This window comes from Glutamicibacter sp. 2E12 (genome assembly GCF_050030965.1).
Lineage (GTDB): Bacteria > Actinomycetota > Actinomycetes > Actinomycetales > Micrococcaceae > Glutamicibacter.
In genome coordinates this window covers 2,967,795-2,994,372 of the sequence record NZ_CP188297.1, presented here as the reverse complement: position 1 = coordinate 2,994,372, position 26,578 = coordinate 2,967,795, and the positions used below count along the sequence as shown (strand labels likewise).

Annotated in this window: 20 protein-coding genes; 6 read left to right on the top strand and 14 right to left on the bottom strand. The window is 61.3% G+C overall.

The genetic code is table 11. The features are described from left to right. Positions 1–64 precede the first annotated feature (64 nt). Positions 65–1,492, top strand: a complete 1,428-nt coding sequence (locus ACP3TE_RS14090; protein ID WP_105657498.1) for a zinc-dependent metalloprotease — start codon at positions 65–67, stop codon at positions 1,490–1,492. Between the two features lie 61 nt (positions 1,493–1,553). Here the strand turns inward: ACP3TE_RS14090 and ACP3TE_RS14085 are convergent, their stop codons facing one another. The 3 genes from ACP3TE_RS14085 to nudC form a co-directional block, all read right to left on the bottom strand. Further along, complete coding sequence (locus ACP3TE_RS14085) at positions 1,554–2,165, bottom strand: M48 family metallopeptidase (RefSeq protein ID WP_105657499.1); 612 nt, start codon at positions 2,163–2,165, stop codon at positions 1,554–1,556. 125 nt (positions 2,166–2,290) lie between these two features. Then, on the bottom strand, positions 2,291–4,414 hold the full coding sequence (locus tag ACP3TE_RS14080; protein ID WP_332489282.1) for an ATP-dependent DNA helicase UvrD2: 2,124 nt from the start codon (positions 4,412–4,414) through the stop codon (positions 2,291–2,293). Continuing rightward, positions 4,411–5,247 (bottom strand): NAD(+) diphosphatase, encoded by an 837-nt coding sequence (gene nudC, locus ACP3TE_RS14075; protein WP_286134575.1) that lies wholly within the window; start codon positions 5,245–5,247, stop codon positions 4,411–4,413. Before nudC ends, ACP3TE_RS14080 begins: the two co-directional genes overlap by 4 nt. Positions 5,248–5,524: 277 nt before the next feature. Here nudC and ACP3TE_RS14070 point away from each other — a divergent pair, with 277 nt between their 5' ends. After that, positions 5,525–6,844 (top strand): phosphotransferase, encoded by a 1,320-nt coding sequence (locus ACP3TE_RS14070; RefSeq protein WP_332499226.1) that lies wholly within the window; start codon positions 5,525–5,527, stop codon positions 6,842–6,844. Positions 6,845–6,867: 23 nt separating this feature from the next. Here ACP3TE_RS14070 and ACP3TE_RS14065 read toward each other — a convergent pair whose 3' ends face one another. The 3 genes from ACP3TE_RS14065 to ACP3TE_RS14055 are packed head-to-tail and all read right to left on the bottom strand — an operon-like array spanning position 6,868 to position 13,780. After that, positions 6,868–10,185 (bottom strand): ATP-dependent helicase, encoded by a 3,318-nt coding sequence (locus tag ACP3TE_RS14065; protein ID WP_105661508.1) that lies wholly within the window; start codon positions 10,183–10,185, stop codon positions 6,868–6,870. Next, on the bottom strand, positions 10,182–13,394 hold the full coding sequence (locus ACP3TE_RS14060) for an ATP-dependent helicase (protein WP_133833705.1): 3,213 nt from the start codon (positions 13,392–13,394) through the stop codon (positions 10,182–10,184). Before ACP3TE_RS14060 ends, ACP3TE_RS14065 begins: the two co-directional genes overlap by 4 nt. Beyond that, complete coding sequence (locus tag ACP3TE_RS14055; protein WP_166650728.1) at positions 13,391–13,780, bottom strand: MGMT family protein; 390 nt, start codon at positions 13,778–13,780, stop codon at positions 13,391–13,393. The genes ACP3TE_RS14060 and ACP3TE_RS14055 overlap by 4 nt, the downstream gene beginning before the upstream one ends. Before the next feature lie 88 nt (positions 13,781–13,868). Here ACP3TE_RS14055 and ACP3TE_RS14050 point away from each other — a divergent pair, with 88 nt between their 5' ends. From ACP3TE_RS14050 to ACP3TE_RS14035, 4 genes are all read left to right on the top strand, one after another. Beyond that, positions 13,869–14,552 carry a 3'-5' exonuclease gene (locus ACP3TE_RS14050; protein WP_105657505.1) on the top strand — a complete coding sequence of 228 codons (684 nt, stop codon included), beginning with the start codon at positions 13,869–13,871 and terminating at the stop codon, positions 14,550–14,552. 246 nt (positions 14,553–14,798) lie between these two features. Then, positions 14,799–15,791 (top strand): methionine ABC transporter ATP-binding protein, encoded by a 993-nt coding sequence (locus ACP3TE_RS14045; RefSeq protein WP_426733962.1) that lies wholly within the window; start codon positions 14,799–14,801, stop codon positions 15,789–15,791. A 3-nt stretch (positions 15,792–15,794) separates the two neighbouring features. Further along, complete coding sequence (locus ACP3TE_RS14040) at positions 15,795–16,460, top strand: methionine ABC transporter permease (RefSeq protein ID WP_105657507.1); 666 nt, start codon at positions 15,795–15,797, stop codon at positions 16,458–16,460. A 103-nt stretch (positions 16,461–16,563) separates the two neighbouring features. Further along, positions 16,564–17,412 (top strand): MetQ/NlpA family ABC transporter substrate-binding protein, encoded by an 849-nt coding sequence (locus ACP3TE_RS14035; RefSeq protein WP_105657508.1) that lies wholly within the window; start codon positions 16,564–16,566, stop codon positions 17,410–17,412. A gap of 176 nt (positions 17,413–17,588) precedes the next feature. On the opposite strand, the gene hemL is transcribed toward ACP3TE_RS14035, so the two are convergent. The 8 genes from hemL to hemE form a co-directional block, all read right to left on the bottom strand. Further along, the gene (gene hemL, locus ACP3TE_RS14030) at positions 17,589–18,896 is read right to left on the bottom strand and encodes a glutamate-1-semialdehyde 2,1-aminomutase (RefSeq protein WP_400288341.1); all 1,308 of its coding nucleotides are present in this window, start codon (positions 18,894–18,896) and stop codon (positions 17,589–17,591) included. 4 nt (positions 18,897–18,900) lie between these two features. Continuing rightward, positions 18,901–19,884 carry a porphobilinogen synthase gene (gene hemB / locus ACP3TE_RS14025; protein ID WP_105657510.1) on the bottom strand — a complete coding sequence of 328 codons (984 nt, stop codon included), beginning with the start codon at positions 19,882–19,884 and terminating at the stop codon, positions 18,901–18,903. 62 nt (positions 19,885–19,946) lie between these two features. Continuing rightward, positions 19,947–20,738, bottom strand: coding sequence for a uroporphyrinogen-III synthase (locus tag ACP3TE_RS14020; RefSeq protein ID WP_332498425.1), 792 nt, complete (start codon positions 20,736–20,738; stop codon positions 19,947–19,949). Between the two features lie 9 nt (positions 20,739–20,747). Further along, a complete protein-coding gene (gene hemC / locus ACP3TE_RS14015; RefSeq protein WP_133833703.1) occupies positions 20,748–21,722 on the bottom strand; it encodes a hydroxymethylbilane synthase in 975 nt (324 codons plus the stop codon). Beyond that, positions 21,719–22,924 carry a ferrochelatase gene (locus tag ACP3TE_RS14010; protein ID WP_426733959.1) on the bottom strand — a complete coding sequence of 402 codons (1,206 nt, stop codon included), beginning with the start codon at positions 22,922–22,924 and terminating at the stop codon, positions 21,719–21,721. Before ACP3TE_RS14010 ends, hemC begins: the two co-directional genes overlap by 4 nt. Further along, positions 22,921–23,607: a hydrogen peroxide-dependent heme synthase gene (gene hemQ, locus ACP3TE_RS14005; RefSeq protein ID WP_105657676.1), complete on the bottom strand. Its 687-nt coding sequence runs from the start codon at positions 23,605–23,607 to the stop codon at positions 22,921–22,923. The genes ACP3TE_RS14010 and hemQ overlap by 4 nt, the downstream gene beginning before the upstream one ends. Before the next feature lie 92 nt (positions 23,608–23,699). Then, positions 23,700–25,292, bottom strand: a complete 1,593-nt coding sequence (hemG, locus tag ACP3TE_RS14000) for a protoporphyrinogen oxidase (protein ID WP_426733957.1) — start codon at positions 25,290–25,292, stop codon at positions 23,700–23,702. Positions 25,293–25,398: 106 nt separating this feature from the next. Further along, positions 25,399–26,454: a uroporphyrinogen decarboxylase gene (hemE, locus tag ACP3TE_RS13995; protein WP_332488638.1), complete on the bottom strand. Its 1,056-nt coding sequence runs from the start codon at positions 26,452–26,454 to the stop codon at positions 25,399–25,401. Between the last annotated feature and the right edge of the window lie 124 nt (positions 26,455–26,578).

Genomic DNA, 26,578 nt, shown 5'->3' with positions numbered 1-26,578 from the left:
GCCGAAAGCGAACTGAAGCCCAGATTCATGGGAACTATCAGCTACTCGCGGTAGTTTTAAAGGCATGGCACAGAACCCCCCGAATAACCGCCCTAACGGCGATGACGACGAAAACAATCCGCAGGACCCATTTTCTGCAATGTTTGGTCAGCTCTTCGGTGGCGGATTCGACCCGAATGACCTCCCGCCGCAGCTTCGTGATGCCCTTGGTGCTCAAGGCGATCCGGCTGCGATGCAGAAAATGATGCAGCAGGCCCAGGCCATGATGTCCGCGATGATGAGCAATAACGCGTCTTCCGGTCCGGTGAACTGGAAGCTTGCATCCGACACCGCTTTGCAGGCATATGCCAGCGATGATCCGGCGGTATCGGACGCGCGCAACAACGCCATCAGCGATGCGTCAAACCTTTCTGAACTGTGGCTGAACAACGCTACGGTGTTCGAGTCGAACGGCCGCTCGACCGAGGCATGGACTCGTAAACGATGGTATGACAAGACCCTGGCCACCTGGAAGCAGGTCACCGAGCCTGTTGCCGAGTCGGTAGCTAACGCAATCACCACCGCGATGAAGGATCAGATCCCCGAAGAGATGAAGGGCATGCTCGGCAATTCCGATGGCATGTTCCGCAATCTCGGAGCCAGCATGTTCGGCATGCAGCTGGGCACTGCACTGGGCGGCTTGGCAACCGATGTGCTTGGCGGCACCGATATCGGCCTGCCTTTGGCAGGAACCACTCCAGGCATTATCGCGGCCAACGTCAGCAAGTTCGGCGATGGCCTTGAAATCCCAGAGCAGGAAGTCCTGCTGTATGTGATTCTGCGGGAGAACGCACACGCACGATTGTTCAACCGGGTCCCTTGGCTAAGCTCCAAGTTGATTGGTGCCGTGGAATCCTATGCTCGGGGCATCCATATCGACATGTCGCGCATTGAAGAAGCAGTACGCGGTATCGATCCGTCCAACCCTGAAGCGCTGCAGTCGATGCTGGGTGAAGGATTGTTCACCCCGCAGCGCACCCCCGCTCAGGAGAAGGCTCTAGAAAACCTAGAACTGACGTTGGCATTGATCGAGGGCTGGGTTGATCATGTGGTCTCCTTGGCCGCCCAGAACCTTCCATTTGCTGGTCACCTGCGCGAGACGATGCGTCGCCGCCGTGCTTCGGGTGGCCCAGCTGAGACTGCCTTCGCATCTCTGGTTGGCCTTGAATTGCGCCCACGCAAGCTGCGCGAAGCGGCTGCCCTGTGGGAGCACTTGTACGACGAACGTGGAATCGAGGGCCGTGATGCCGTATGGGATCACCCAGATCTGATGCCTACCGCGGAAGACCTCACCGATCCCAAGGGCTTCACGCATCGCCGTGAAGTTGCCGCGACCGAGTTCGACGACTTTGACGCAGCACTGGGTAAACTTCTGGACGGCGGCTTCGACAACGCTGAACCCGAAGCCGAAGGCGAAGACGGTTCAGGGAATCCAGAGGATCCGAAGAACTGATTAGATCGAAACCTCGAAGGAGGGATGTGCACGAGTGCACATCCCTCCTTCGTGCATTGAGCTACTGTTCCTCGTCATGGCCGAAACCCGAAAGTTCATCCTGGGCCCGGCCCAATTCCTTGGCGTGAGCGTTGTAGCCTGCGTGGAATGCCTCCAAGAAAATATCCGCCTGCGCTCGGCGTTCGAACCGGTTCAGCAAAGCCTGGAACCTAGGTCCGTGGCCGGCCCGCGGGACCACCAGATGCGCAAGCTCGTGGACTAGAACATAGTCCTGCACCCAGCTGGGCATATGCTGCAACGTGACCGATAAGCGGATGCTGCGCTGCCGATATGAAGCCGAACCCCAACGCTTATTTTGGTTGGCTACCCAACGCACGGATTGCGGCGCGGCTTCGCCGGCGAAGTACTGCTGGTCAAGAGATGCCGCTCGGCGCTCCAGCGCATCATCGGTATGACCCGCGGTACGCGCTTGGCGTCCCTTGCGATACTTCGAGATCATCTCATCAACGAAAGCGCGTTCCGTTTTTTCGTCCAGCGCTGCAGGGACTTGGATAATCAGCCGGTTATCGCGCCACTGGGAGGAAATGGTCTTCTTGCGCTTGGCCGAGCGGAGAACCCGCACTGGAATCTCATCCGGCGCTACGAAGTCGACGGAGTTTGGAAAAGCTGGCATTGCATTGCGCCTCTTTCCTCATCTATGGCAGCGGCCGGGGACCTTCCTGTCCGCTCACTACGTGATCTCTAAGCTACGTCCTAGCCTGAACAGCTTCGGACCAATTCGCCAACTTGTGGAGAACCCTATGCGCGGCGCTCGCCAACGACCGCAAGCACCGCCTCGCCATATCGTTCAAGCTTGCTACGTCCCACCCCGGGAATCTTCGACAATCCCTGGATTGAATCCGGCTGGTGCTCCGCGATGGACATGAGGGTTGCATCGGTGAATATGACGAATGCCGGGACTGCGTTGGATTGGGCAACCTCCGATCGCCATTCACGCAAAGTCTCAAACAACGCTTCATCATAGGCAGCAGGGCACGAGGCGCAACGTTTGAGCTTTCGCTCTTTTGCACTGGTCAAGAAGGATCCACAGGTCATGCAGACTGCGGGCGTGATTTTCTGTTCGCGTTTGCGGTAGGTGGTCTGCTGCCTGCTGCTGGCTTGGCGTACCGATTTAATTCCATCGAGGAATCGTGATGGGTATCGGTGCGCGCGTCCGCCCGGGGTCCTTGCCAGCGACCAGGACAGGTACAGGTGCTTCCGTGCGCGGGTAATACCCACGTACAGCAGCCGCCGTTCTTCATCGAAGCCCGCTTGGTCCTTGGCATAGGAGATCGGGACCAGGCCTTCGTTCAATCCAACCAGGAATACAGCATCCCATTCCAGCCCCTTGGCTGCGTGGAATGATGCCAAGGTGACGCCATCCAGAGTTGGCGCGTGCTGGATCGCTGCGCGGTCTTCCAATTCCTTGACCACATCGTGCAATGTGGCATCAATGTCTTGTTCTTTTTTAAGCGCAACGACTTCGTCGGCCAGGCGAACCAGTGCCGACATCGATTCCCAACGCTGGCGCACCGCACCAGTGCCGCCGCTTGGGGCATTCGCCGAGTAGCCGTGCGAGGAGAGCACATCGCGCACCATCTGCGCAACCGGAGTATCTGCGGCGACGCTCAAGCCGGCCCGCAAGGCCAGCATCCCTTCCTTGACTTCGCGACGGGAGAAGAACCGCTCGGCACCACGCATTACGTAGGGGATGGAATACGCCGTCAGTGCTTGCTCAAAAGCCTGGGACTGCCCGTTAGTGCGGTACAAGATGGCAATCTCGGAGATGTCCTGGCCGTTTTTGAGCAGCTGCTTGATGCGCTGGGCGACTTCCTCGGCTTCATTTTCGTCATCCGTCGCTTCAAAGAATTCAGGGGCCGGACCGTGATCGCGTTGCGCGATGAGTTCCAGTGGTTCGGGCCAGGTCACGTTACGGTCAGGGACTTGGGATTCAATGCGCCGATTAGCAAGCACCTTATTCGCCAGGTTCACGACTTCAGGAGTGGAGCGGTAATCGCGTACCAGCTTCACGACCTTTGCTTCCGGAAACCGTGTGCCGAAGTTCAGCAAGAAGTCTGGGCGTGCACCGGTGAAAGAATAGATGGTCTGGGAGGCATCGCCCACCACGCACAGTTCGTTGCGCTGGCCAAGCCAGAGATCCAGGAGCCGTTGCTGCAACGGCGAAACGTCCTGGTACTCGTCGACGACGAAGTGGCGGTACTGCTGGCGTACACTGGCTGCGACTTTTTCATTGTCTTCAAGAATTGCAATGGTCAGCAGCAGTACGTCTTCAAAGTCGATAACTCCGCGGTCATCTTTGAGCTCTTCGTAGGTTTGGAAGATGCGGGCCATGCTCACTGCTTCGAGACCGTTGGGCAGTTCTCGGGAAGACGCAATCTTGGCGTAGCTTTCCGGGGTATGCATGGAGACCTTGGCCCATTCGATTTCCGCAGCCAGATCACGGACCATGGCGCGGTCGCTGGAAATGCGCAGGCGACGCGCCGCCTCCGCAATGAGCGGGGCCTTGTGTTCTACCAAGTTCGGCAGGGTACCGCCAACGGCCTGCGGCCAGAAGTACTGCAGCTGGCGCAAGGCAGCTGCGTGGAAGGTACGCGTCTGCACGCCGGGTGCGCCGAGCTGACGCAAGCGGGTACGCATCTCCGCAGCTGCACGCGTGGTGAAAGTCAGCGCGAGAACACTGGTCGGGTTGTAGATGCCAGTATGCACGCCGTGGGCGATCCGGTGGGTAATTGCTCTGGTCTTGCCGGTTCCTGCGCCCGCCAGAATACACAGTGGACCGCTGAGGGTTTCAGCTGCTTGCCGCTGTTCAGCATCCAGTCCCGCCAGCAAATTGTCTGCTGGCGGATTGTCGTATTCGGTCACTTGCTCAGGGCCTCCGGAAGGGGTTCGCCGTACCAGGTACGGATCAATGCGTGGGCTATCGAGACTCCGCGCGGTATATCTATTGTTCCTGATTCCAGAGCTTCACGCAGTTCGGCTCGTGTGAACCAGCGAAGGTCCATGATTTCTGCACCATCCGGAACCAGCTCTTCGCTCAAGGCTTCAGCAGCGAAACCGAGCATCAGCGATCGCGGCATTGGCCAGGGCTGGGAACCGCGGTAGGCGACCTCTCCAATACGCACACCGGATTCTTCAAAGATCTCGCGGCGCACAGCAGACTCTAGGGACTCCCCTGCTTCGACGAATCCTGCAAGCACCGAGTACATCCGGTGCTTGAAGGTGGCGTTGTATCCGAGCAGCAATCGATCTTGGCTGTCGATCACCGAGGCAATGATTGCCGGGTCGGTACGTGGAAAAAGCTCGTGGTCATTGTTCACGCAACGCTGGCCCCACCCGAAGGTGGCAGCCCTAACGGGTGAACCGCAGCGTGGGCAGAATTTCTCTGAACGGATCCAATTGGCGATCGCCTGCGCTTCAACGAAGAGTTCTGCATGCAGTTCATTGAGCAGGTTGAAGCCTTCACGTAGCGTCGTCCAGCGCTCGATGCCGCTGGAGGCATAGTCCTCGGCATCAACGAGAGCCAGAACGTATTCCGTGCCTGATGCACGCCCCAGGTACACCTGGCGCTCGGAGTCTTTTGCGAGGTAGTCCGTGCCGTTGAGAAAGAAGAGATCAGAGCCGATAGTTGCCGCGCCACCACCACTGATCAGCAGCACCTTGGTGCTGCGCTGCTTAAATAGGCCAGGCAAAAGCATCGGGTCTTGCTTTTCGGTCAGTGGGCGCTCAATCAGAGACTGTCCGAAGGGGCGCTCAATCAGAGACTGTCCGAAGTGAAGTCCGGTAAGTGGGGTTCGATAAGTTTCTGCCAGAGCCATACCTCTAACCTAATGCACATAGCGCTCCAGAATCTTGATGCTTGCTCAATGTGGATAGCTGTTGATCAATGAGATTCGTCGCAACTCTGAATGTTGCCGGTGAATCCCGCCATATTCCGTGCGTCATTCAACGATAGAAAAGGGAATCTCGCATACGGTGGAACTTGTGAAACGCACTGCCATGGAACTCGCCGCAATTGCCACCGCCGCCGTCCCCGGATTGACTCCGGTAGGCTTCGCGGCGCTGTCCGACGATGCAGAAGATTTTGACTCAGCATTGATCGTCGACGCACTCAAGCATCGCTGGCGCGTTCGTTCACCTCGGCATGACGAGGCAAGCATGCGTCTGGAAGCAGAGCTTTCGGCCTTGCGCGCTTTCTCCGCCAAGGTCCGCGCTTCACTGCCGTTTTCCTTGCCTGCCGTAGCCGGCACCGTGCGCCAGGGCCCACTGCGCACCTTTGTCTACAAGGATATGCCCGGACACGTTCCGACCCTCGATGAATTGGTTGATGTCGGCAGCAACCTGGCCAAGTCGCTGGGCCAATGCATGGCTGCCATCCACCAGATCCCAGATGAAGCTGTTGAAGTGGCAGGCCTGCCGACCTACACTGCCGACGAGATTCGACAGCGCAAACTCAACGAACTGGATACGGCCGCGGCTACGGGCAAGGTGCCAAGCGGTTTACTGCGCCGTTGGGAACACGCCATGGAGGACGTGGCGCTGTGGCGTTTCAACGCTGCCGTAGTTCACGGCGACTTCGATGAAGAGCAGCTGCAGATTTCCCATTCCAGCATCACTGCAGTCAAGGGCTGGACAGATTTGCACGTCGGTGATCCCGCTGATGACTTCGCTTGGCTTTCGGCCATAGAAGACCAGAGCTTCAGCGAGCGCGTTTTCACCGCCTATGTCGAAGCCCGCGGCAAGGCTGCGGATCCGCACATCATGCGTCGCGCCGCGCTGGCCGCCGAATTCGCGCTGGCGCAGTGGCTGGTGAAGTCTTTGGATTCCAAGGACTACGAGCGCATCGCCGAGGCCGAAGAGATGCTACGCGAATTGGACCAGAACATCGCGGAGTACGGTGGCCAGCCATTGTCGGTCGTGGAAGCTCCGCGCCCTTTGGCTCCCCAGCCAGAAGCACCGGCCCAGAAGGCTCCGGAAAAGCCGGCCGCCGTCGCCGCGCCAAGCATTAACACCGACAAGGTCACTCCCCTGGCAGCGGAATCGCCGAACTCCGCAACACCCCGAAGCACAGCGTCCAATGTCCAGGCCGCGCCAGAGGAGTCTGGTGACCAGCCAAAATCTGATGCTGTTCAGGCTGATGCCAAGAACAGTTCGCCTGCGAAGGATGAACCCGCCTCCAAGGCCGCCGAACACGATAGTGATGCAGCGGAGGCCGAGTCAGCTGCCGCACGGCCAATGAGCACGGCTGAGCCTGCTGAAAAGAACAACAAGCCTGTTGAGGACGCCGAGAAGTAAAGACTTCCCAGCGTCCTGAGCGGCTAGCCTTCGAGCTGTTCAAACGCGCTGCTGATCATCTGTTCCAGTTCTTGCTCATCGGAGAGATACTCCGCGTGGATCGTAATGCCCGCCGCCACATAGTAGAAGGCGGCCTTGATCTCCTCTAGCGGGATTCCGTGCAGGCGTGACCAGCCCAGACGATACACCGCGAGCTGGACCAGCTTGCTCTTCAGATCCTTGCCGCTAGGAACTCGACCGGTTTTCCAGTCCAGCATCAGCCACGTACCGTCGTCCATCCGGAAGACGGCATCAATGCGGCCACGCACAGCCACCGGACCCACACGGGTCTCCAATGGAACCTCGACATAGGCCGGCTGCAGCTTGGACCATTCGCTGCATAGGAACGCTTCCTTCATGGATTCAAGGTCCAGCGCCTCATCAAGATAGCCATCTGCCGGATCCTGCAGGTCTCCCAGATCAAGCATTGACGTCTTCTCGTAGAACTCTTCAATCCAGGCATGGAACGCGGTACCGCGCCGTGCAGCGAGCCCCGGTCGACGCGGCACCGGGCGTCGAAGGTTTTCCAGTACCCCAACCGGGTCCTCGGCCAGCTCGACAAACAATGAAGCACGCACATGCTCTGGTGCCTCGATGCTGCGCTCACGGCCAGCCAAGAACTCGCGCTGGCCTAGAAGTTTCTCGGCTTCTTCAGCCCACTGCCTCCCGAAGCTGGTCAGCGGCTCATGATCTGTTGGAACGGATTCGAGATCCTTCGCCACTTCCGCAATGACATTGCGCCGTGAATACGGGTATGGAGTCTTTTGCACTCCCCCCGTGACGACGGGGCCTTCCAATGGATCGTACGGCCACAGCGCTTCAAGGGGCGTCAAAGTGCTCGGGTTTTGTTCCGGCGCTTCTTCGTCCTTCACCCAGACCCCGATCTCCGCCTGGGGTTCCTCGCCTTCGGCCAGCGGAAGCAAACAGGTGAAGAATTCTGATGGCTCGGTTGGCTTGGTACGGGTGCTCGTCCAGACGCTGCTACTGCAAATCAGCAATGACTTGGCGCGGGTCACCGCAACATAGGCCAGGCGACGCTCTTCGGCAATGTGGTGGTCCTCTACCTGGTCCTTGAAGACCGATTCGGCTTCCAGCAGTTCCTTCAAGGCCGGCTGTTCGGTGTCCCATTGGGGCAGGTCGCGGGCGTCGCCACGGATTTCCCAGGGCAGCGCTTTGTCACCGCTGGTCCACCGGTCGGATTTGGAACCCGGGAACACCCCGTCGTTCAAGGTCATCACCGCCACGATGTCCCATTCCAATCCCTTGGACGCGTGAACCGTCAGCAATTGGACTGCCGCGGGGTCAGCATCTTCGCTTGGCAGCGGTAGTCCCTTTTCCTTTTCGGCGGCCTGTTCCAGCCACATCAAGAAGCCGGACAGTTCAACGCGTGGCGCATTGCGGCAGTATTCGCGTACCACATCGGCGAAGGCATCGAGGTTGGCTCGCGCCTTGTCTCGAGATATCCACGGACGGGCAGCCACCTCGATGTCCAGGTTCATGGCGCGTTCGGTCTCGCGAATCAGCGTTTCAAGGTCGTCATTGGCCAGCAGCCGCAGGCCGGCGAGTTCATCGCGCAGGGCCGCCAAGCGCTCGTAGCCCGCTGCGCTAATGGTCCTGCCGTCATTGCTGGTCCACCCTTCCCTGGGCAGGAAGTCCAGTGCTTCGACGAGGCTGGCCGCATCATTGAGTTCGGCGCGGGCCGCCTCGGTCACTGCTTCTTCGGGGCTCTGCGCCTCTTCGCTTTCTGCCGGGTCTGGCTGCAGCCCGCGGGCTCGCCGCCGTTCCAGCTGGCGGGACCAATCGGCGAAGGCCATCAGGTCTGCGGCACCCAGCCGCCAGCGCGCTCCAGCCAATAAGCGCATGAGCTTGTCGGAGCGCAGCGGGTCAACCAGCACGTGCAGGTACGAGACCAGGTCGGTGAGCTCAGGGGTGCTCAGCAATCCGGATAGTCCCACGAGCTGGTATTTGATGCCCCGCTCAGCGAGCACCTCGCCCATGATGCTCAACTGGGTACGATTTCGCGAGAGCACCGCACTGGTCTTCGGCTCGGAAGATGCCCTATTCTCGGCAACAATCATGTCGGCTATGGCGTCTGCCTCGTCGCGAACCGTTGCGCAACGGTTGAGCACCACACGACCTGGCTTGGCATGCGCCGAGGAATCCAAGGGCTTGACCGAGACCGGGCCTTGATGCTGCGGCCCGCCGGCAGTGATGCTATTCGCTGCCGCGAGCACGTTGACGGTATTGCGCCATGCGATGGTCAGGTGCTTCACGTGGGCGACGTCCCGGCCTGTGTCCCGAACAATCGGGAAGACTTCTGGGAATCGGAACAGCTGACCGGCACTAGCCCCGCGGAATCCGTAGATGGATTGGTTAGGGTCACCCACCGCGGTGACCGGATGGCCTTCGCCATAGAGTTGAGAGAAGAGCACCATCTGCGCGTGCGAGGTGTCCTGGAATTCATCCAGCAGCACCACCTTGTGGCTAGCCCGTTCGGCGAGCGCAGCTGCCGGCACCTCCTGGGCGATACGCGCTGCGTGGGCCACCAAGTCGCCGTAGTCCATCACCCCGAGGCGCTTCTTTTCCCGGGCGTACTCTTCAGCCAACTCAGCGATGGTGGCACGTGAAGCCAGCTTGTCGATGAGCTTGAGGGCTGCTTGGGTAGTTTTCTTGGGCTTCTCTGCGTCCATCGGCAAGGTGCGCAGGCGTGCCACCAGGTCATCAATCCACTGATGGGCCTCAGGTGCGGTGACCAAGTGCTCGGATGCTTCCGAACTGAAGGAAACGATGGCATCAATCAGTGTGCTGGTGGCACTGTTCAGGTGCTCGTAGTTGCCGGTGTATCTTTCCAGCACCGAGTGGGCCACCTGCCATGATTGGGCCGCGCCCAACAAGGCACTGTCTTCTTCAAGGCCAAGCCGCAGCCCATGGTCTTGGACCAGGGTGTTGGCGTAGGAGTGGTAGGTGGATACCGCAGGGTCAAGGAAGTCCCGGGTTTCTTCTGGGCTGAGCAGACCGGTGGCCACAAGCTGCGCGATCTTGGCACGGATACGCACGGAAAGCTCTCCCGCTGCCTTGCGGGTAAAGGTCACCCCGAGAATCTCTTCCGGCCGGACCAGCTGGTTGGCTACCAGCCAGACGACTTTATCCGCCATGGTTTTGGTCTTGCCCGAGCCGGCGCCGGCGATGACCAGCATCGGTTCCAATGGCGCAGCGACTATCTCAGCCTGCTGCGCGGTGGGCGGAAACTGCTCGCCCAGGGCTGCGGAGAGTTCTTCTGGAGTGAATCTGATATTGCTCATGGTTCGGTGACCTGTCGTCCTTGGGCGCACAAAGGGCAGATTTCAGGCAGCGTGCAGTTGCCGAGGATCCCTGCGGCTCCCGAAACGTGCCGGGTGATGAATTCACTGTTTCCCATCAGCGAGGCAGCTTCGAAGATGAGCGCGCGGGCCCAGTCCCCTTCACCAATTGATGGTTGTTCACGGACCGAGGCGCCCTTGGTGCTGGTACCGACGTAGACCAAGGATGCGCCGGCTGGCTCATCCGGGAGTCCTGCAGTTTCCTCGTGATCTTGCAACGCGCCGAGCTGGATTGCGGTTTGGTAGACGCCTAGCTGCGGGTGTTCCAAGGTTGCGTCCTTGGATGGCGCAGTGGAACCGGTTTTCAGGTCAACGACCCTCACCTTGCCGTTGGCGTCAGCTTCGACGCGGTCGATAATTCCGCGAAGCTGGATATGCGTGCCGTCAGGGGCCGGGACCTCGATCTGGAACGGCATCTCGCGAGCCACCAGTTCGCGTCCTTCTTGGCGCATGGTGACGCAGTAGGCGGCGAACTTCTTGAGCATGCTATTGGCACGGTCGAAGTCCCTTTGACCTTCCCAGTTCTCCAGTTTTTCCAGCTCTGGCCAGCGTTGCTCCAGGATCTGCTGGTATTCGCTTCCGCTTGCATCGGGATGCTCTTCGGCGATGGAGTGGATCAGCGTACCCAAGGAGGCCGCGAAATCGCGGGCAGCGGTTCCACCAGCGCTTTGCACAAACCAGTTCAGCGGCGATTTCACCAGGGTTTCCACCTTCGACGGTGACACCCGCCGAGGCTGGTCTTCCGGGATAACCGGTTCATGGGTAGTCAGTTCGCGCAACCCCCACCAGGAACTTGGATGCGCTCCTCGCACCGGGCGCTCTGCCTGAGCCAGGCGTCCAAGCACGTGGGTGGCGTCCTGGTACAGGTTAGCTGCTTCCACATCGTCCGGCGCTGGCGCTGCCCCAAGGCCGGCGGCCCTGGCTCTCTCGGCGGTGCTGCGCAGCTCTGCCACCAAGGTTGGAAGCGAACGGATGCGCGGAACCGCGGTTGGTTCCCTGCCTTCTGGCCCCGGTGGCTCGACCAGATCCAGGAAAGAGGAAGGCTGGCTGTCTTCGTTATCGACCGCCGTGCAAATCAGCTGGTCTCCAGCACGGGAGACGGCATTGCTGAAGCTGCGCAATTCGTCGTTGCGGATTTGGCGTACCAGATGCGTTGGCGTTCGGGTGGCCAGGAATTCAATGCCATGCTCCGCGGCGTCGGCGAGCGCATTGGAACCGAGCAGCTCGCCACGGAGCCGGAGGTTGGGCCAGGAGCCTTCTTGCAGCCCGGGGATAAAGACCACTGGCCATTGCTTTCCGGCAGCGGCAGCGGTAGTGAGAACCGTGACGGTTTGCCCACCGGCAGCACGGGTTGCCAAGGAGTCCATGGGCAATTCCTGCTGCAAGATGTGCTCGATGAACTGCTGGACGCTGGCGCCGGGAAGCTGATCCACAAAACGTTCTGCGGCTTGGAAAAGCGACAGGACAGCATCCAGGTCATGATCTGCGCGGCGGGCGGCAGTGCCGGTGCCCAGGGCCTCTTCGCGCCAGGCCTTTGCCCGGCCCGAGGCCTCCCACATCACCCAGAGCGCTGTTTCCGGTGTAGCGGTTCCGCTGGCCAGTTCGTCTTGCAGCGCGGAGTACATCTTCAGCAGCCGGTTCAATCCGTAACCCGGCTTGCCCAATTTCTCGGCCATTGCCGGTTCACGCAGGCAGGATTCAAGCAACTCCTGGCTGGAGCGGCGTCCGCCGGCTGCGGCTTCCTGCTGGCGCAAGAGCTGGCGGATCCGGCGGATTTCCAAGGCAGTGCTCATCCCATAACGCGACAGCAGCAGGTTCTGCATCAGGAGCGGGTCATCGGTGACAGAATCGCTGAACGCCAAATTCAACAGGTCAAGCAGCGGACGGACCGCACCTTCATCCTTCAATGGAATTTCGGCCGGCGGCACCTGCACGCCGATTCCCTGGCCTTCAAGAAAACGGCTGAAGGAGCGCACCTGTGAACCGTTGCGCACCACAATCGCAATTTCAGCGAGGCTGCGGTTCTCGTAGAGGTTCAGATGCACTATCCGCTGGGCAATGAAACGTTCTTCCAAGGTGGAATTCTCGAATACCAGTGCCTGGCATAGTTCGTGTTCCGGCACGTTCAACGGCTCAATAGCTCGTCCGCGCAAGCCTGCAGCCAGCGGCACGCGGCTGACGATCCGTTTCCATGCCTCGGTGATCTGTCCAGACATTCGATAGCCGTGGGTCAGTTCGAGGCAGGTCGCTTCGCCAGCACTCGCGTAATTCTGTGCGAAACGATGCAATTCATCGGTGCGGGCACCGCGGAATCCCTGAACTACGCTGTCGGGTGCAGCGAAAGCGACCATGGCGCGGTCCTTGCCGAGCAGAGCCAGGAGGCGGTGCTGCGACAGGGTGGCTTCTTGCAGGTCATCCACGAGGATCAGGGCCAACCGGTCCTGTTCTGCGTGCAGGAACGCTTCATTGTCTTCCAGAATTTGTGCCGCCCGGGTAATCAGCCCTGCCGGGTCGAAGGCTTCGGCGCTGCCCAAGTCCAGCAGGTCGCGGTATTCCTGGTAGAACAGCGCAGCAGCGTGCCATTCGGGGCGGTTGGCTTGCTGGCCGAGGTCAGCGATGTCTGCAGGTTCCAATCCCAGCTCTGAAACACGGTCGAAGAACTCGCGGATTTCCTTGCGGAAGCCGCGAGTCCCTACTGCCAGCGCCAGTTCGCTTGGCCACTGCGGTCCTTCGGTGAGGCCTTCGGCATGGCCTTCCAGCAGGTGGCCGATGAGGGTGTCCTGTTCCGGACCGGAGAGCAAGCGGGGAATGCGTTCGAGCTGGGGCAAGAGTCCTTCAACGCGGGCACGGCGGATCAAGTCAAAGGCATAAGCCGACCAGGTGCGAACCACCGGTTCGGTGAAAGTCCGTTCTGCTCGGCGGCTGAGCTCATCACGGATCGAGGCAGCGGTCAGTCGAGTTGGCCCGATGATCAAGAGGGCCTGCGGATCGAGCCCGGCGTCAAGGTGCGCCACCGCGGTGTCGATGAGCAGATGGGTCTTGCCGGTACCCGGAGCCCCAGTGACCAGGACCGGGCTTTCCACCGAATGCAAGTGGCCAAGGACCGAGGTGGCTTCTTCGCGGGGCTGGCTTCGGGTCTCTTCCATACTCATAGTTGATCATCCATCTCGGACATTTTGGGGTTGCCCAGCGCCGTACGCAGCGCGTCAATTTTTTCCCACGCCCAGTCGTTGGGGTTCCAGCGGTATCTATTCATGTTCACGTGACGGCCAGGTGCTGCCAGTTCTTCTGCGATCCAGTGCCGTTCTGCTGCTTCGGCAAGCGCATCGGCCATGGAACCGTTGGAGCGGATAATCCGCCACCATGGTGTCCCTTCCGGCGCGCTTGCCATCGCCTTGCCCGTTTGGCGTGCTCCCCCGCTTCCGAGAAGTTCTGCCACGTCCTTGTAGCTGAGCACCGCCCCTGCCGGGACGAGTGCTGCGAGGCGATGCACCGCCTCTGAATAGTCCAGGGGCTTTTCGGCTGCGTCAGATGTCATAGCCCTATTCTGCCAATTAGCTTGCAGGACTCCACAACACGCAATTCGCAGGGCCGTCCTGTCCCGCCTTGGCTGTAGCGTTATATCCATGACTGAATGGCACAAGGGCCTGGCAATTGGCTTTGATTTGGAAACCACTGGTGTTGATACCAATACTGCACGCATCGTTACGGCATCGGTTGTCTTGCTGGATGCCGATGGCAAAGTGGTGAACAACCGCGAGTGGCTGGTAAACCCCGGGGTCGAGATTCCAGAGGCCGCGGCCGCAGTTCACGGAATCTCCACCGAGAAAGCCCGCGCCGACGGTGCCCCGGCGAAACAGTCCGTTCAGGAGATCTTGAATTTGCTGAAGTTCGCCTCGGAGCAAGCGCCAATCGTTGCTTTTAATGCTTCGTACGATTTCTCAGTGCTCTACAGCGAAGCCGTTCGCTACGACCTTGAGCCGTTTTTCCCGGGCAATGTGATCGATCCGTTCATCATCGACAAGCAGGTTGACAAGTTCCGCAAGGGGAAGCGCACCCTTGCGGCGGCTTGCGAGTTCTACGGTGTAGTCCTCGAAAATGCGCACACCTCGTTGGCCGATGCAGTTGCCTGCGTCGAGGTCGCTCGCCAGCTGGGCGAACGCTATCCGCAGTTGCAAGTAGATCCGATGGTGCTGCACGGCTGGCAGATCGGTTGGGCGAAAGAACAGGCAGAAAGTTTCCAGAAATACTTGCGCAAGACGAAGCCTGAAGCTGTTGTCGACGGCGCTTGGCCTATCACCGAGTCGTAAAGATTGAAATAATCAGCTTCTTGTGCCCCGTTTCACATGGGGTCAACAGGCCTCGCGACCACCATGCGGAAGCCAATCGTTCATTTTCTGTCACAAATCAACAAATTATATTCGAAGGCTCCCCCATTAAGGCCTCATACTAAGAATCTTGACTGTAATTTCCCCTTGATTCGGGCGATTTTGTTCGATGATGATTCAATGGAGGGTACTCTCTACACCCTTTGAGAATCTGAAGGAACACGCCTAGTGATCACAGTCAGTGACCTGCGCAAGGTCTACCAGCAAGACGGCAAGGATGTTGTTGCCCTTGATGGTGTCAGCCTTGAAGTCCCTACCGGGAAAATTCATGGCATCGTCGGACATTCCGGAGCGGGTAAATCCACTCTCGTCCGTTGCTTGACCTTGCTCGACCAGCCCACATCCGGAACCGTTGCCGTTAACGGCAAGGAGCTGACCAACGTCAGCACCGACGAGTTACGGAATGCGCGACGTCGAATTGGCATGGTTTTCCAGCACGCGAACCTCTTCGACTCGCGCACCACCGAGCAGAATGTGGCATACCCGCTGGAGCTTGGTGGCATGCCCAAAGCCGAAATTGATGCCAAGGTCGCTGAACTCCTGGAGCTCGTGGGCCTGACCAGGTTCGCCAAAGGGTACCCATCCCAGCTTTCCGGTGGCCAGCGCCAGCGCGTTGGTATCGCCCGGGCGCTGGCCACCGATCCGGATGTCCTGCTCTGTGATGAGCCGACCAGTGCCTTGGATCCGAAGACCACCGATGAAATCCTCGATTTGGTCAAGAAGCTGCGCGATCGGTTGAACATCACCGTGCTGATCATTACCCACGAAATGCACGTCGTGAAGCAAGCCTGCGATTCCGTTTCGCTGCTGGAAAACGGCAAGATCGTGGAGCACGGCAATATCGAACAGGTCATCACCAACGCCGAAGGCACTTTGGCTTCCACGTTGCTCCCGCTTCCGGGCGACGCACCACGCATCGAGGGCGAAGGACCGATCCTGGACCTGCTCTACACCGGCGGCCAGGCGACCCAGCCTGTCATCTCTTCCATTGCCCGCTTGTTCAATACCGATGTCAATGTCTTGGCTGGTTCGGTCGAGCAGCTTGGCAACCAGCAGTACGCGCACTTGCGCCTGCAGCTGGCTCCCGACGCGGATCTGGATGCAATCGTGAACCACCTGAAGTCCACCGGCATCGCCGTAACCGTGAAGGGAGCCAAGTAAGCAATGGATTTCTTCACCCCCACCGTACTCAAGGCCGTAGGCCAAGCGACCGTCGAAACCCTGCAGATGGTCTTGATCTCAGGTGTGATCACCGTGATCATCGGACTGCTGCTGGGTATCTTGCTGCATGTCACTGGCAAAGGCGGACTGGCGCCGGTCCGCTGGCTAAACGCGATTCTCTCCACGGTGATCGTGAACATCACCCGTTCCGTCCCGTTCGCCATCTTAATGGTCGCCCTGATTCCGTTCGCCGCGATGCTCATCGGCACCGCGCTGGGCCCGATCGCTGCCTCGGTCTCTTTGACCATCGGCACGGTCCCATTTTTCGCCCGCCTGGTGGAAACCGCCTTGCGCGATGTTTCCGCTGGCAAGGTCGATGCCGCGCTGGTGATGGGTTCCACCAAGCTGCAAACCATTCGCAAGGTCCTGGTGCCTGAAGCCATGCCCGGCATCATTTCGGCCGTCACCACAACTCTGGTGACCTTGATCGGCTACTCCGCGATGGCTGGCTTGGTAGGCGGTGGCGGTTTGGGTCGTCTGGCCTACAACTACGGCTACGTCCGCTACAACATGCCCATCATGCTTGCGACCATCGTGATTATCGTGATCATGGTCCAGCTGGTGCAGGTCATCGGTGATGCGATCGCCCGCAAGGTCGATCACCGCTAGTCAAAACTTCCGCCGGTCTATCCGGCGGAGCCGTGGAACCGCTGAGGACACGGCAAATCCACTCGCATCGTGCCTCACGGCTCTACCTAAGGAAAGACAAGTTATGCGCAAGAAACTCGCACTCGCCATCACCGGTGTTGCCACCGCATTCGCCCTGACTGCTTGCGGCAGCAGCGAACCAACTGCTGATGCTGCAGCGACCCTGGATCCGGCAAACCCTACGGTTATCAAGGTAGGCGCCAGCCCGGTCCCACAGGCAGACATCCTGAACTTCATCGATGAGAACTTGGCGAAGGAAGCCGGCATCGACTTGGAAGTCATGGAGATCGATGACTACGTCACCCCGAACACCGGACTTGCCGACGGCTCGCTGGATGCCAACTACTTCCAGACCGAGGCCTACCTGGCTACCGAGATGAAGGAAAAGGGCTACGAGTTCGCGCACGGCGCTGGCGTTCATGTGGAGCCAATGACCGTCTTCTCGAAGAAGTTCAAGGACGCCAAGGACGTCGCAGAAGGCACCAAGGTACTGCTGAACAACGACCCGGTGAATCAGATCCGCGGCATGCGCGTCCTGGAAGAAGCAGGGCTGCTGCAGAACCTCAGCGATGATGATTCCCTGCTGACCGTCAACGGCAACGCGGACAAGAACCCGCTGAACCTCGAAATCACTGACGCCAACGCCGAGCAGGTCGTCCAGTACTACAAGTCCGATGATTCCATCGGCTTGGCGGTCATCAACGGCAACTACATCGTCCAGGCCAAGCTGGACAAAGCAGAGATGCTTGCCCAGGAGTCGGGCGCGAACAACCCCAACGCCAACTTCCTGACCTGGCGCGACGGCGAAGAGACCCCGGCTGTTGCGAAGCTTGAAGAGCTGTTGCACTCCGATGAGGTCCGCGATTACATCGAGAAGACCTGGACCGACGGCAGCGTTATCGCCGCTTTCTAATCCGGTTTCCAGCCACGGGGCATTCCCGAACGCTTGAACCTTGACTGCCCGAGTTCCGTATACGGAACTCGGGCAGTTCCGTTTCCCACCGTCTTTCCAGGCTTAAATGAGCCAGGGCCAGGCAAGCACCTCACGGTGCCTGCCTGGCCCTGGCTGTTGCCCTCGGGAGCCTGCAATTAGGCCGTGGCGGCCGCAGCGGCCCGGGCAGCTGCTGGGAGGGCCGCGAAGATCTTCTCCATTGCGGCATCATCATGGGCCGCCGAGACGAACCATGCTTCGAAGACGCTTGGCGGCAGGTACACCCCGGAGTCCAGCATCGAGTGGAAGAACGGTGCATAGCGGAAGGCTTCCTGCCCCTGCGCGTCAGCGTAGTTGCGCACTCCCCTTTCGGAGGTGCCGAAAGCTACCGAGAACAAGGTACCGGCGCGCTGGATCGAGTGGTCCAGGCCAGCAGCATTGAAGGATTCGGTGATGGCACCCTGCAGCGCCTCGGACTGCTTGGCCAGGTGCGCGTAGACGTCCTCGGTCGCGTGGGTCAGCTGGGCGATGCCGGCAGCCATCGCTACCGGGTTGCCCGACAGCGTGCCTGCCTGGTAGACCGGACCCAATGGTGCCAGGTAGTCCATGACCTCAGCGCGTCCGCCCAGGGCCGCGGTGGGCAAACCGCCGCCGATGACCTTGCCGAAGGTGTAGAGGTCTGCGTTCCAGCCCTCTTCCTTGCCGGTCAGGCCCCAGTAGCCCGATGAGGAAGCGCGGAAGCCGGTGAGGACCTCGTCGAGGATCAGCAGCGCGCCGTGCTTGGCGGTAGTTTCCTTCAGGAACTTGTTGAATCCGTCCTCTGGAACTACGACACCCATGTTGCACGGAGCAGATTCGGTAATCACCGCAGCGATATTCGCACCGTGCTCGGCGAAGGCCGCCTCGATGGCGGCGCGGTCGTTATAGGGCAGCACCAAGGTCTCTGCTGCCGTGGCAGCGGTCACGCCGGCGGAACCTGGCAAGGCCAGGGTGGCAACACCCGAGCCGGCGTCGGCCAGCAGGCCATCGAGGTGGCCGTGGTAGCAGCCGGAGAACTTGATGACAAGGTCACGGCCGGTGTAGCCGCGGGCCAGGCGGACGGCGGTCATGGTGGCTTCGGTGCCGGTGGAGACCATGCGCACGCGTTCCACCCCGCCCATGCGGGACTTGATCAGCGCGCCGAGCTTGGCCTCATCCGGAGTGGATGCGCCGAAGGACAAACCGCGGTCCACGGCCGCGTGCACGGCAGCCTGGATCTCCGGGTGGGCGTGGCCCAGCAGTGCCGGACCCCATGAGCACACCAGGTCGACATACTCCTTGCCGTCGGCGTCGGTCAGGTATGCGCCCTTGGCGCCGACCATGAATGGAGGAACACCGCCGACCGAACCGAAGGCGCGCACCGGGGAGTTCACGCCACCTGGCATGACTTCGCGGGCTTCGGCGAAAAGCTTTTCAGAGTTCGACATGTTATTACTTGCCTTCCTTGAGCCAGCCGGCAACTTCGGCTGCATAGTAGGTGAGGATCTGCTGGGCACCGGAGCGCTTGATCGACAGCAGCGATTCAAGCACGGACGCCTTGCGGTCAATCCAGCCGTTGGCGGCGGCGGCCTCGATCATCGAGTACTCGCCGGAAATCTGGTAGGCGGAGACTGGAACTGGGGAAATATCGGCAATATCGCGCACGATATCCAGGTAGCTCATGGCCGGCTTGACCATGATCATGTCCGCGCCTTCGGCAATATCCAGTTCAGCTTCCAGCACCGCTTCGCTGCGGTTGGCCGAATCCATCTGGTAGGTGCGGCGGTCCCCCACCAGCTGGGAGTCCACTGCCTCGCGGAACGGGCCGTAGAAGGCGCTGGCGTACTTGGCGCTGTAGGCGAGGATGGAGACATCCTGGCGCCCGGCAGCATCCAGTGCCTGGCGGATGACGCCGATCTGGCCGTCCATCATGCCCGACGGGCCCAGCATGTGGGCGCCGGCCTCGGCCTGGGCCACTGCCATCTGGCCGTAGATTTCCAAGGTGGCATCGTTATCCACGTTGCCCTGGGCATCGAGCACGCCGCAATGGCCGTGCGAGGTGAATTCATCCAGGCAGACATCGGACATGACCACCAGTTCATCGCCTACCTCGGCGCGCACCGCGGCAATGCCGCGGTTCAAGATGCCCTGCGGGTCCAGACCGGCCGAGCCGTTCTCGTCGCGTACTTCCGGGATGCCAAAGAGCATGATGCCACCCAGCCCCAGCTCGGCCGCGTACGCCGCGGCAGCCTTCAGCGAGTCCATGGTGTGCTGGTAGACCCCCGGCATGGAGGTGATCTCGTTGGGTTCGACCAGTCCCTCGCGCACGAAGGCAGGCAAGATCAGTTGGCGTGCCGAAAGCTCATTTTCTGCCACCAGGCGGCGGATGGCAGGATTCTGCCGCAACCGGCGCGGGCGATGCTGAGGGAAACCCATGGCTCCTCTTTCTCCAGTTCTCATAACTTCTTATTCCGTTGTGCACACTTCCGGTCCCGGAGTTACCGGTGCCGGAGCAAATCTTGGGCCGCACGGGCCAAGCCCTGCGGGGTGGGAGCGGAGGCCACGGCATGCACCGGCAGCCCGGCACGCTCCATAGCCCGGGCCGTTGGATGGCCAATCGCGATGGTCTGCAGCTTCCCGGGCAGCTGCGTCCCTGCCAGCTGCACGAAGCGGCGGACCACGCTGGGCGCCGAGAAGACCACCAAATCCTGTTCTTCCAGTCTGTCACCGATCCGGTTCGCCGGTAGGACGTTGAGTCCGGCTGCCGCTTCCGGCTCAGAGACCGGGGTGCCGGGCGCCGGGGCATCCACGGTTTCATAGGCAATGAATTCGTTGACCTGCACCGGGTATTTGCTCAGCCCATCAGCCAGCGTGGAGCTGGCCAGATCGCCGTGCGGATAGCAGATCCTGGCACCCGGCTCAGGGATCCATGCCGCAAGCATGCCGGCAGCCGATTGCTCTTCAGCTTCGAAGTCCACGCTGCGGCCCAAGTGCCGCTTGATGGCCTCGGTGGTCTTCTCTCCAACCGAGGCCAGACGCAGCTGCTCCGGCAGGAGCGCTCCAGCCAGCACCTGCTGCACCACCTTGACGGTATTCACCGAGGTGAAGACCAGCCAGGAGTAGTCTCCGGCGACCAGATCGCTGGCCATGCGCTGCAATGCGCTGCGGTCGGCGGGCCAAACAGTTTCGATCAGCTGGGCGCACCACGAGGTGACGCCCAGCCGATCGAATTCCTGCACGGTGGCCGCGGCACGTGCCGGGTTGCGCAGGATCAGTGCTTGATAAGCCATGGTCCGGAACTAGGCCAGCCCGGCAACTACGGCAGCGCCATCAGCGATCATCGACTGCGCCAGCGAACGGCCCAGCTGCTGTGCTGCATCCGCCGTGCTGCAGGAGATTCGCGCACTGCGGCGCATGGTCTGCGAGCCATCGGGGTTGCAGGCCACCGCTTCGAGGACCAGCTCATCGCCCTCGATATGGGCCAAGGCGCCAATCGGGGCAGCACAGCCTGCTTCCAATTCGGAGAGCAGCGCACGTTCGGCCTCCACCTGCATGCGGGTAGCGGCATCATCGAACTGCGCCAGAGCCGCATCCAATGCGCCGTGGCCGGTGCCCGCGGTACGGGTTTCCAGCGCCAAGGCGCCCTGGCCCGGGGCGGGCAGCATGATGGAGGGATCCAGGTACTCGGTGATGTGCTTGTCCAAGCCCAGGCGGCGCATCCCGGCAGCTGCCAGGATCACCGCGTCCAGGTCACCCTGGGTGCCGCGGCCCACGCTGCCATCATCCAGCGTCTTCCCGACACCCTTGACCCGGCCTAAGCGGGTGGGGACGTTGCCGCGGATATCGACAATCTCGAAGTCGCTGCGGTAGGCCAGCAGCTGGGCTGCACGGCGCGGCGAACCGGTACCGATCTTCGCACCCTGGGGCAGCTGGTCCAAGCCCAGCGAGTCGCGCGAGCACAGGGCATCGCGGACATCCTCGCGCGGCGGGATCGAGGCCAGGACCAGGCCCTCGGGCTGCGCAGTGGGCAGGTCCTTGAGCGAGTGCACGGCCAGGTCGCAGCCGGAATCGAGCAGGTGCTGGCGCAGCGCGGCGGCGAAGACGCCGGTGCCTCCGAGGGTGGCCAGCGAGCCGGTCACCACATCGCCTTCGGTCTTGACCAGCACGGTCTGCGCGGCCAACCCGGAAATCCCGGCCAGCTTCTGCGCGGCCCATCCGGTCTGGGTGGTCGCCAGCGCGCTGCCGCGCGTTCCTACGCGAAATGCTTCGGTCATGGCTGGGGTACACCAACTTCTGAATCGACTGCGCCGATGGTCGGGCGCAAGGTTCCGTCCAGGGCGCGCTTCTCGCAGCAGCCCGGACGGCAGACATCAAACCATGGGCCGCATTCGAGAACCGAGGTGCGGCCGGCGCGCAGGGCCTTGCCATCGGGGCCGGCCAGGCGTTCTTCGACCAAGTCCACCAGTCCGGAGATGAACGCCTGGTGGGTGCCCGGGGTGGCGACGCGGTCAAAGGCCAGGCCCAGTTGGGCGCAGCTGTCCTTGGCTTCGGTATCCAGATCCCACGTGACTTCCATGTGGTCCGAGATGAAGCCGATGGGCACGACCACGACGCCGGCGACACCGGCTGCGGCATCCTCTTCCAGCGCGTCGTTGATATCCGGTTCCAGCCATGGCACATGCGGTGCCCCGGAGCGGGACTGGTAGACCAGGCTGTGCTCCAGGCCCTTGGCCTCCTCCACCTGGGACAGGATGTAGTTGGCCACCGCCTGGTGCTGGCTGGTGTAGAGATTCCCGTAGCCTGCGGCCCGGATACCTTCGGGTCCTGCGGCCTCGGCGTCGGCCATCGGAATGGAGTGGGTGACGAAGACGATCTTGATCGCCCCGTCTTCCTTGCCCGCTTCGGCCAGCTGCGCACGCACATTGGCCAGCGAGGAACGCAAGGACTGCGCAAAGGGCGTCACGAAGGCAGGAGTGTCGAAGAACTGGCGCAGCTTGTCCACTTCCACCACACCGTCCAGCCCGGTGTTGACTAGGCCCATGCCCGCATCCTCGCGGTACTGGCGGCAGGCCGAGTAGCCGGAGTAGGCGCCGGTGCCCATAAGCAGCACCTTGCGGTGGCCGTCGGCAGCCAGCTGCTTGAGGGTGTCGTCGATAAACGGGTGCCAGTTGCGGTTGCCCCAGTAAATGGGCAGGTCGATGCCGCGGGTAGCCAGTTCGGCCTCCAGCGCGGCCTTCAGTGCACGGTTCTGCGCGTTGATTGGCGAGACGCCGCCGTTCTTGCGGTAGTGCACCGCAACTTCTTCCAGGCGCTCGTCAGGGATGCCGCGGCCCTCGGTGACCTTGCGCAGGAACGGGATGACATCATCCTGCCCTTCCGGTCCGCCGAAGGATGCCAGCAAGATGGCATCGTAGGACTTGGGAATCATCTGGCCGTTGCGGTCATATCCCTCGCGGGGGTCAAAGGCTTGGCTCACTTCAGTACCTCTAGCGCTTCGGCTGCCGAGATGCGGCGGCCGGTGTAGAACGGAGTCTCCTCACGCACATGGTGGCGGGCTTCGGTGTAGCGCAGGTGGCGCATCATGTCGACGAGATCGATCATGTCGTCGGCTTCGAGGCAGATCTGCCATTCGTAGTCGCCGAAGGAGAAGGCCGCTACGGTGTTGGCCAGCACGTTCGGGAATTCGCGGCCCAGGATGCCGTGGTCGCGCAGCATCTTGCCGCGGGCCGCTGGATCCAGGGTGTACCACTCGGTGGAGCGGACGAATGGGTAAACGGTCATCCATTCCTTCGGATCCAGGCCGCGCGCGAACGCTGGCGAGTGGTCCTTGGCGAATTCCGCTTCACGGTGCACGGCCATGGTGGAGTAAACGATTTCGGTGCCGGCCAGCAGGGCCGAACGGCGGATCTTGCGCATCGATGCCTGCAGCAGCTGGGCCGATGGCCCGTGCACCCAGAACATCACGTCAGCGTCCTCGCGCATGGCCGAAACGTCGTAGATGCCGCGCACGGTGGCGCCTTCGGCGGCCAGCTCGGCGACCAGCGCATCGAATTCAGCGGCAGCAGCCTCGGAACGCTCGACAATTTCCGAACGCTTGAAAATGGTCCAGAGAGTGTAGAAGAACGTCGGGTTTTCTCCTGCATTTTCGCGTTCACGAATTACTGGGGAATTATGCTCCGGTGCGTTGCTCACTTGATATTCTCCTTGATCTGGTTTCGGACAAAAGTCCAGGATAGTTGGCCCGGGTGCGGTTAGCGGGCGCTGATCGCGACGGCACTGCGGGCTTGGGCGATAACTCGCGCCAGTCCGGTGCCGGCAATCCATGCGCCAACCACATCGAGCCCTTCGAAGCCCGACAGGCTGCGCTGCAGTTGCGCGCGGCGCGCGGTAGCGGCCTGGCCCTGCAGCGGAACCATGTCGCTGAAGCGTGAAACGGTGCTGCCCAAGACATCATCAAGATGCAATTGAACACCGAGAATCTTTGAAGCATCTTTGATTGCCTGGTCGATGAGAGCTGAATCATCTCCGGATTCGACAAGTTGCTCATGTTCGCCGATTCGTCCAAAGGACAGGCGCAGTACGTGGGTGCCAGGGCCGGCCTCTGCGGCGAGCCAGGGCCACTTGGCCGTGGAATGGGTCAGCGCCTTGGCCGTCAGCGGGGCGTTCCTGGAGACCAGCACACCCGATCCGCGCGGGGCATCATCGAGTTCCGGCTTATCGACCACCAAGATCGCCAAGGCAATGGCATTGGCACCGCTTTCGCCGGCGATCCGCTCTTCTGGTGCCAGCAGGGGGTTCAGCAGGTCCAGTGCCGGCTCGGCCGGCGTCGCGAGAACTACCCGGTCAGCGAGCAGTTCATGGCCCAAGGTCGTGACTGCATACGGAGTTGGCGACTGCGCATCGTGGCGCAAGGAGGTCACCGGCGAATTGCGCACCAGCGCAACGCCAGCCTGCTCCAGCTGGGACACCAGGGCTTCGACCATGGTGTACATGCCGCCGTTGAGGCCAGCCACACGGGAACCAGCCGGAGCCGAAGCCTGCAGCCGGGTGACGGCGCGGGCCAGCGAACCGGTCTCCTGCATGGCTTGGCGCAGGCCAGGCGCGGCGGCGTCAATGGAAATCTTGGCAGGGTCGGTGGAATAGACGCCGTTGATGACCGGGGCCACCAGCTGGTCCAGTACCGTCTGTCCCATGCGGGAACGGACCACTTCAGCGATGGTCAGGTTCTCCGTGGCCCACTTCTTGTTCATTGGCGTGATCAGATCCGCTGCGGCACGCACGGTGGCCGGTCGGCCAATGATGCCGCGCACCTCGTCGGTGCGCACATTGCCCGGGATGCCCAGCATTGCGGTGGCAGGCATCTGGTGAGCATGAATTTCCTGCTCTTCCCCCTGGATCAGCCAGGCCCGCTCTCCGGAGGTCCTGGCGATCTGCCCGCCCAGATCCAGCTCGTCGAGGTAGGAGGAAACAATGCCGCCACGCAGGGCGAAGGATTCCGCGCCAGCATCAATCTCCATGCCGGCAACTTCGGTGGTACGCACGCAGCCACCGAAGTTCGCGGTTGCTTCCAGCACGGTCACTTCGTGTCCGGTCTGGCGAAGTTCACGGGCAGCGACCAGGCCGGCGATGCCGCCGCCGATCACCACCGCATGCGGGGCCAATGGCTTCTGGGCCTGATCGGCCGATTCGCTCTTCGCTAGGCGTGCTTCGCTGGCGCTGCGCACCTTTTCCAGCAGGCGCAAGGCATGCGCTGCGGCATCGTTGGCAATATCGCGTCGCGGTTTGGACGCGCCGGTGGCTTCAGCTGAATCCCCTGCGCGCAGATTGCGCTGTTCCTTGCTCACGTGCCTAGCACCTTCTACCTTCACAATATGCCGATGCCCTGTTCCCTGCCCATGGCCTCGAGGGCCAGTTGGAACACAGCGTTAAACCTAGCTTAGACCTGTTGAATTACAGCGAGTGAATGAGCTCCACCACACGGGTCAACACGGTTGGGTCGGTGGTTGGCGGAACGCCATGGCCCAGGTTCACCACATGTCCGCGGGCCTTCTTGCCTGCTGCAACCACTTCGCGCACGTGCGCCTCGAGAACTTCCCACGGGGCATCGAGCAACGCCGGGTCGATGTTGCCCTGGACCGAAACGTCCTGGCCCAAGCGTTCAATCGCGGTTTCCAGCGGGATGCGGTAATCCACGCCCACGGTATCCACGCCAGCATCGCGCATGGCGGTGAGCAGTTCGCCGGTGCCGGTGCCGAAGTGGATCAACGGCACGCCCAGGTCGCGGACGTAGTCCAGGGACTTCACCGAGTACGGGGCGACGTGCTTCTGGTAGTCCGGAAGCGAGAGCGAACCAGCCCAGGAGTCGAAGAGCTGCGCGGCCGAGGCGCCGGCTTCAACCTGCGCCCGCAGGAACTTGCCCGAGGCGTCGGCAGCCCAGGTCATCAGTCCGTCCCAGACATCCGGGTCGGTGTGCATCATGGTGCGCGGGCCCAGGTGGTCTCGGCTTGGCTTGCCCTCGACCATGTAGGCGGCCACGGTGAATGGCGCGCCGGCGAAACCGATCAGCGGGGTCTTGCCCAGCTCGGCCACGGTCAAGCGCACGGCTTCGCGGATGGGTTCCAGCGACTCGTCCGTCAGCTCCGGAAGGGCAGCTACCTGCTCCCTGGTGCGAATCGGGGTGTCCAGCACCGGGCCAACGCCTGGCACGATGTCCACGCCAATGCCTGCAAGGCGCAGCGGGATGACGATGTCCGAGAAGAAGATGCCGGCGTCCACCTTGTGGCGGCGCACCGGCTGCAAGGTGATCTCGCTGGCCATGGCAGGGTCAAGGCAGGATTCGAGCATGCTCACCCCTTCACGCAGCTTCAGGTATTCAGGCAGCGAGCGGCCAGCCTGGCGCATGAACCACACCGGGTGATGCGACGGCTTCTTGCCGGTCAAAGCGTGGATCAAAGCGGAATCTTGGGTACGTCCATCAATCAACGGATGGTTCTGCGACAGGGTCATGCCCCAATTCTGCCAACTCTTCAGATTAAAAGCCCATTTACTGCGTTCGCCCGCAGGGGAAGGTGAGCAAACTAACCCCTTGGAACCATGCGGATTTAGGCACACCTGCGTTGTCTGCCGGTAT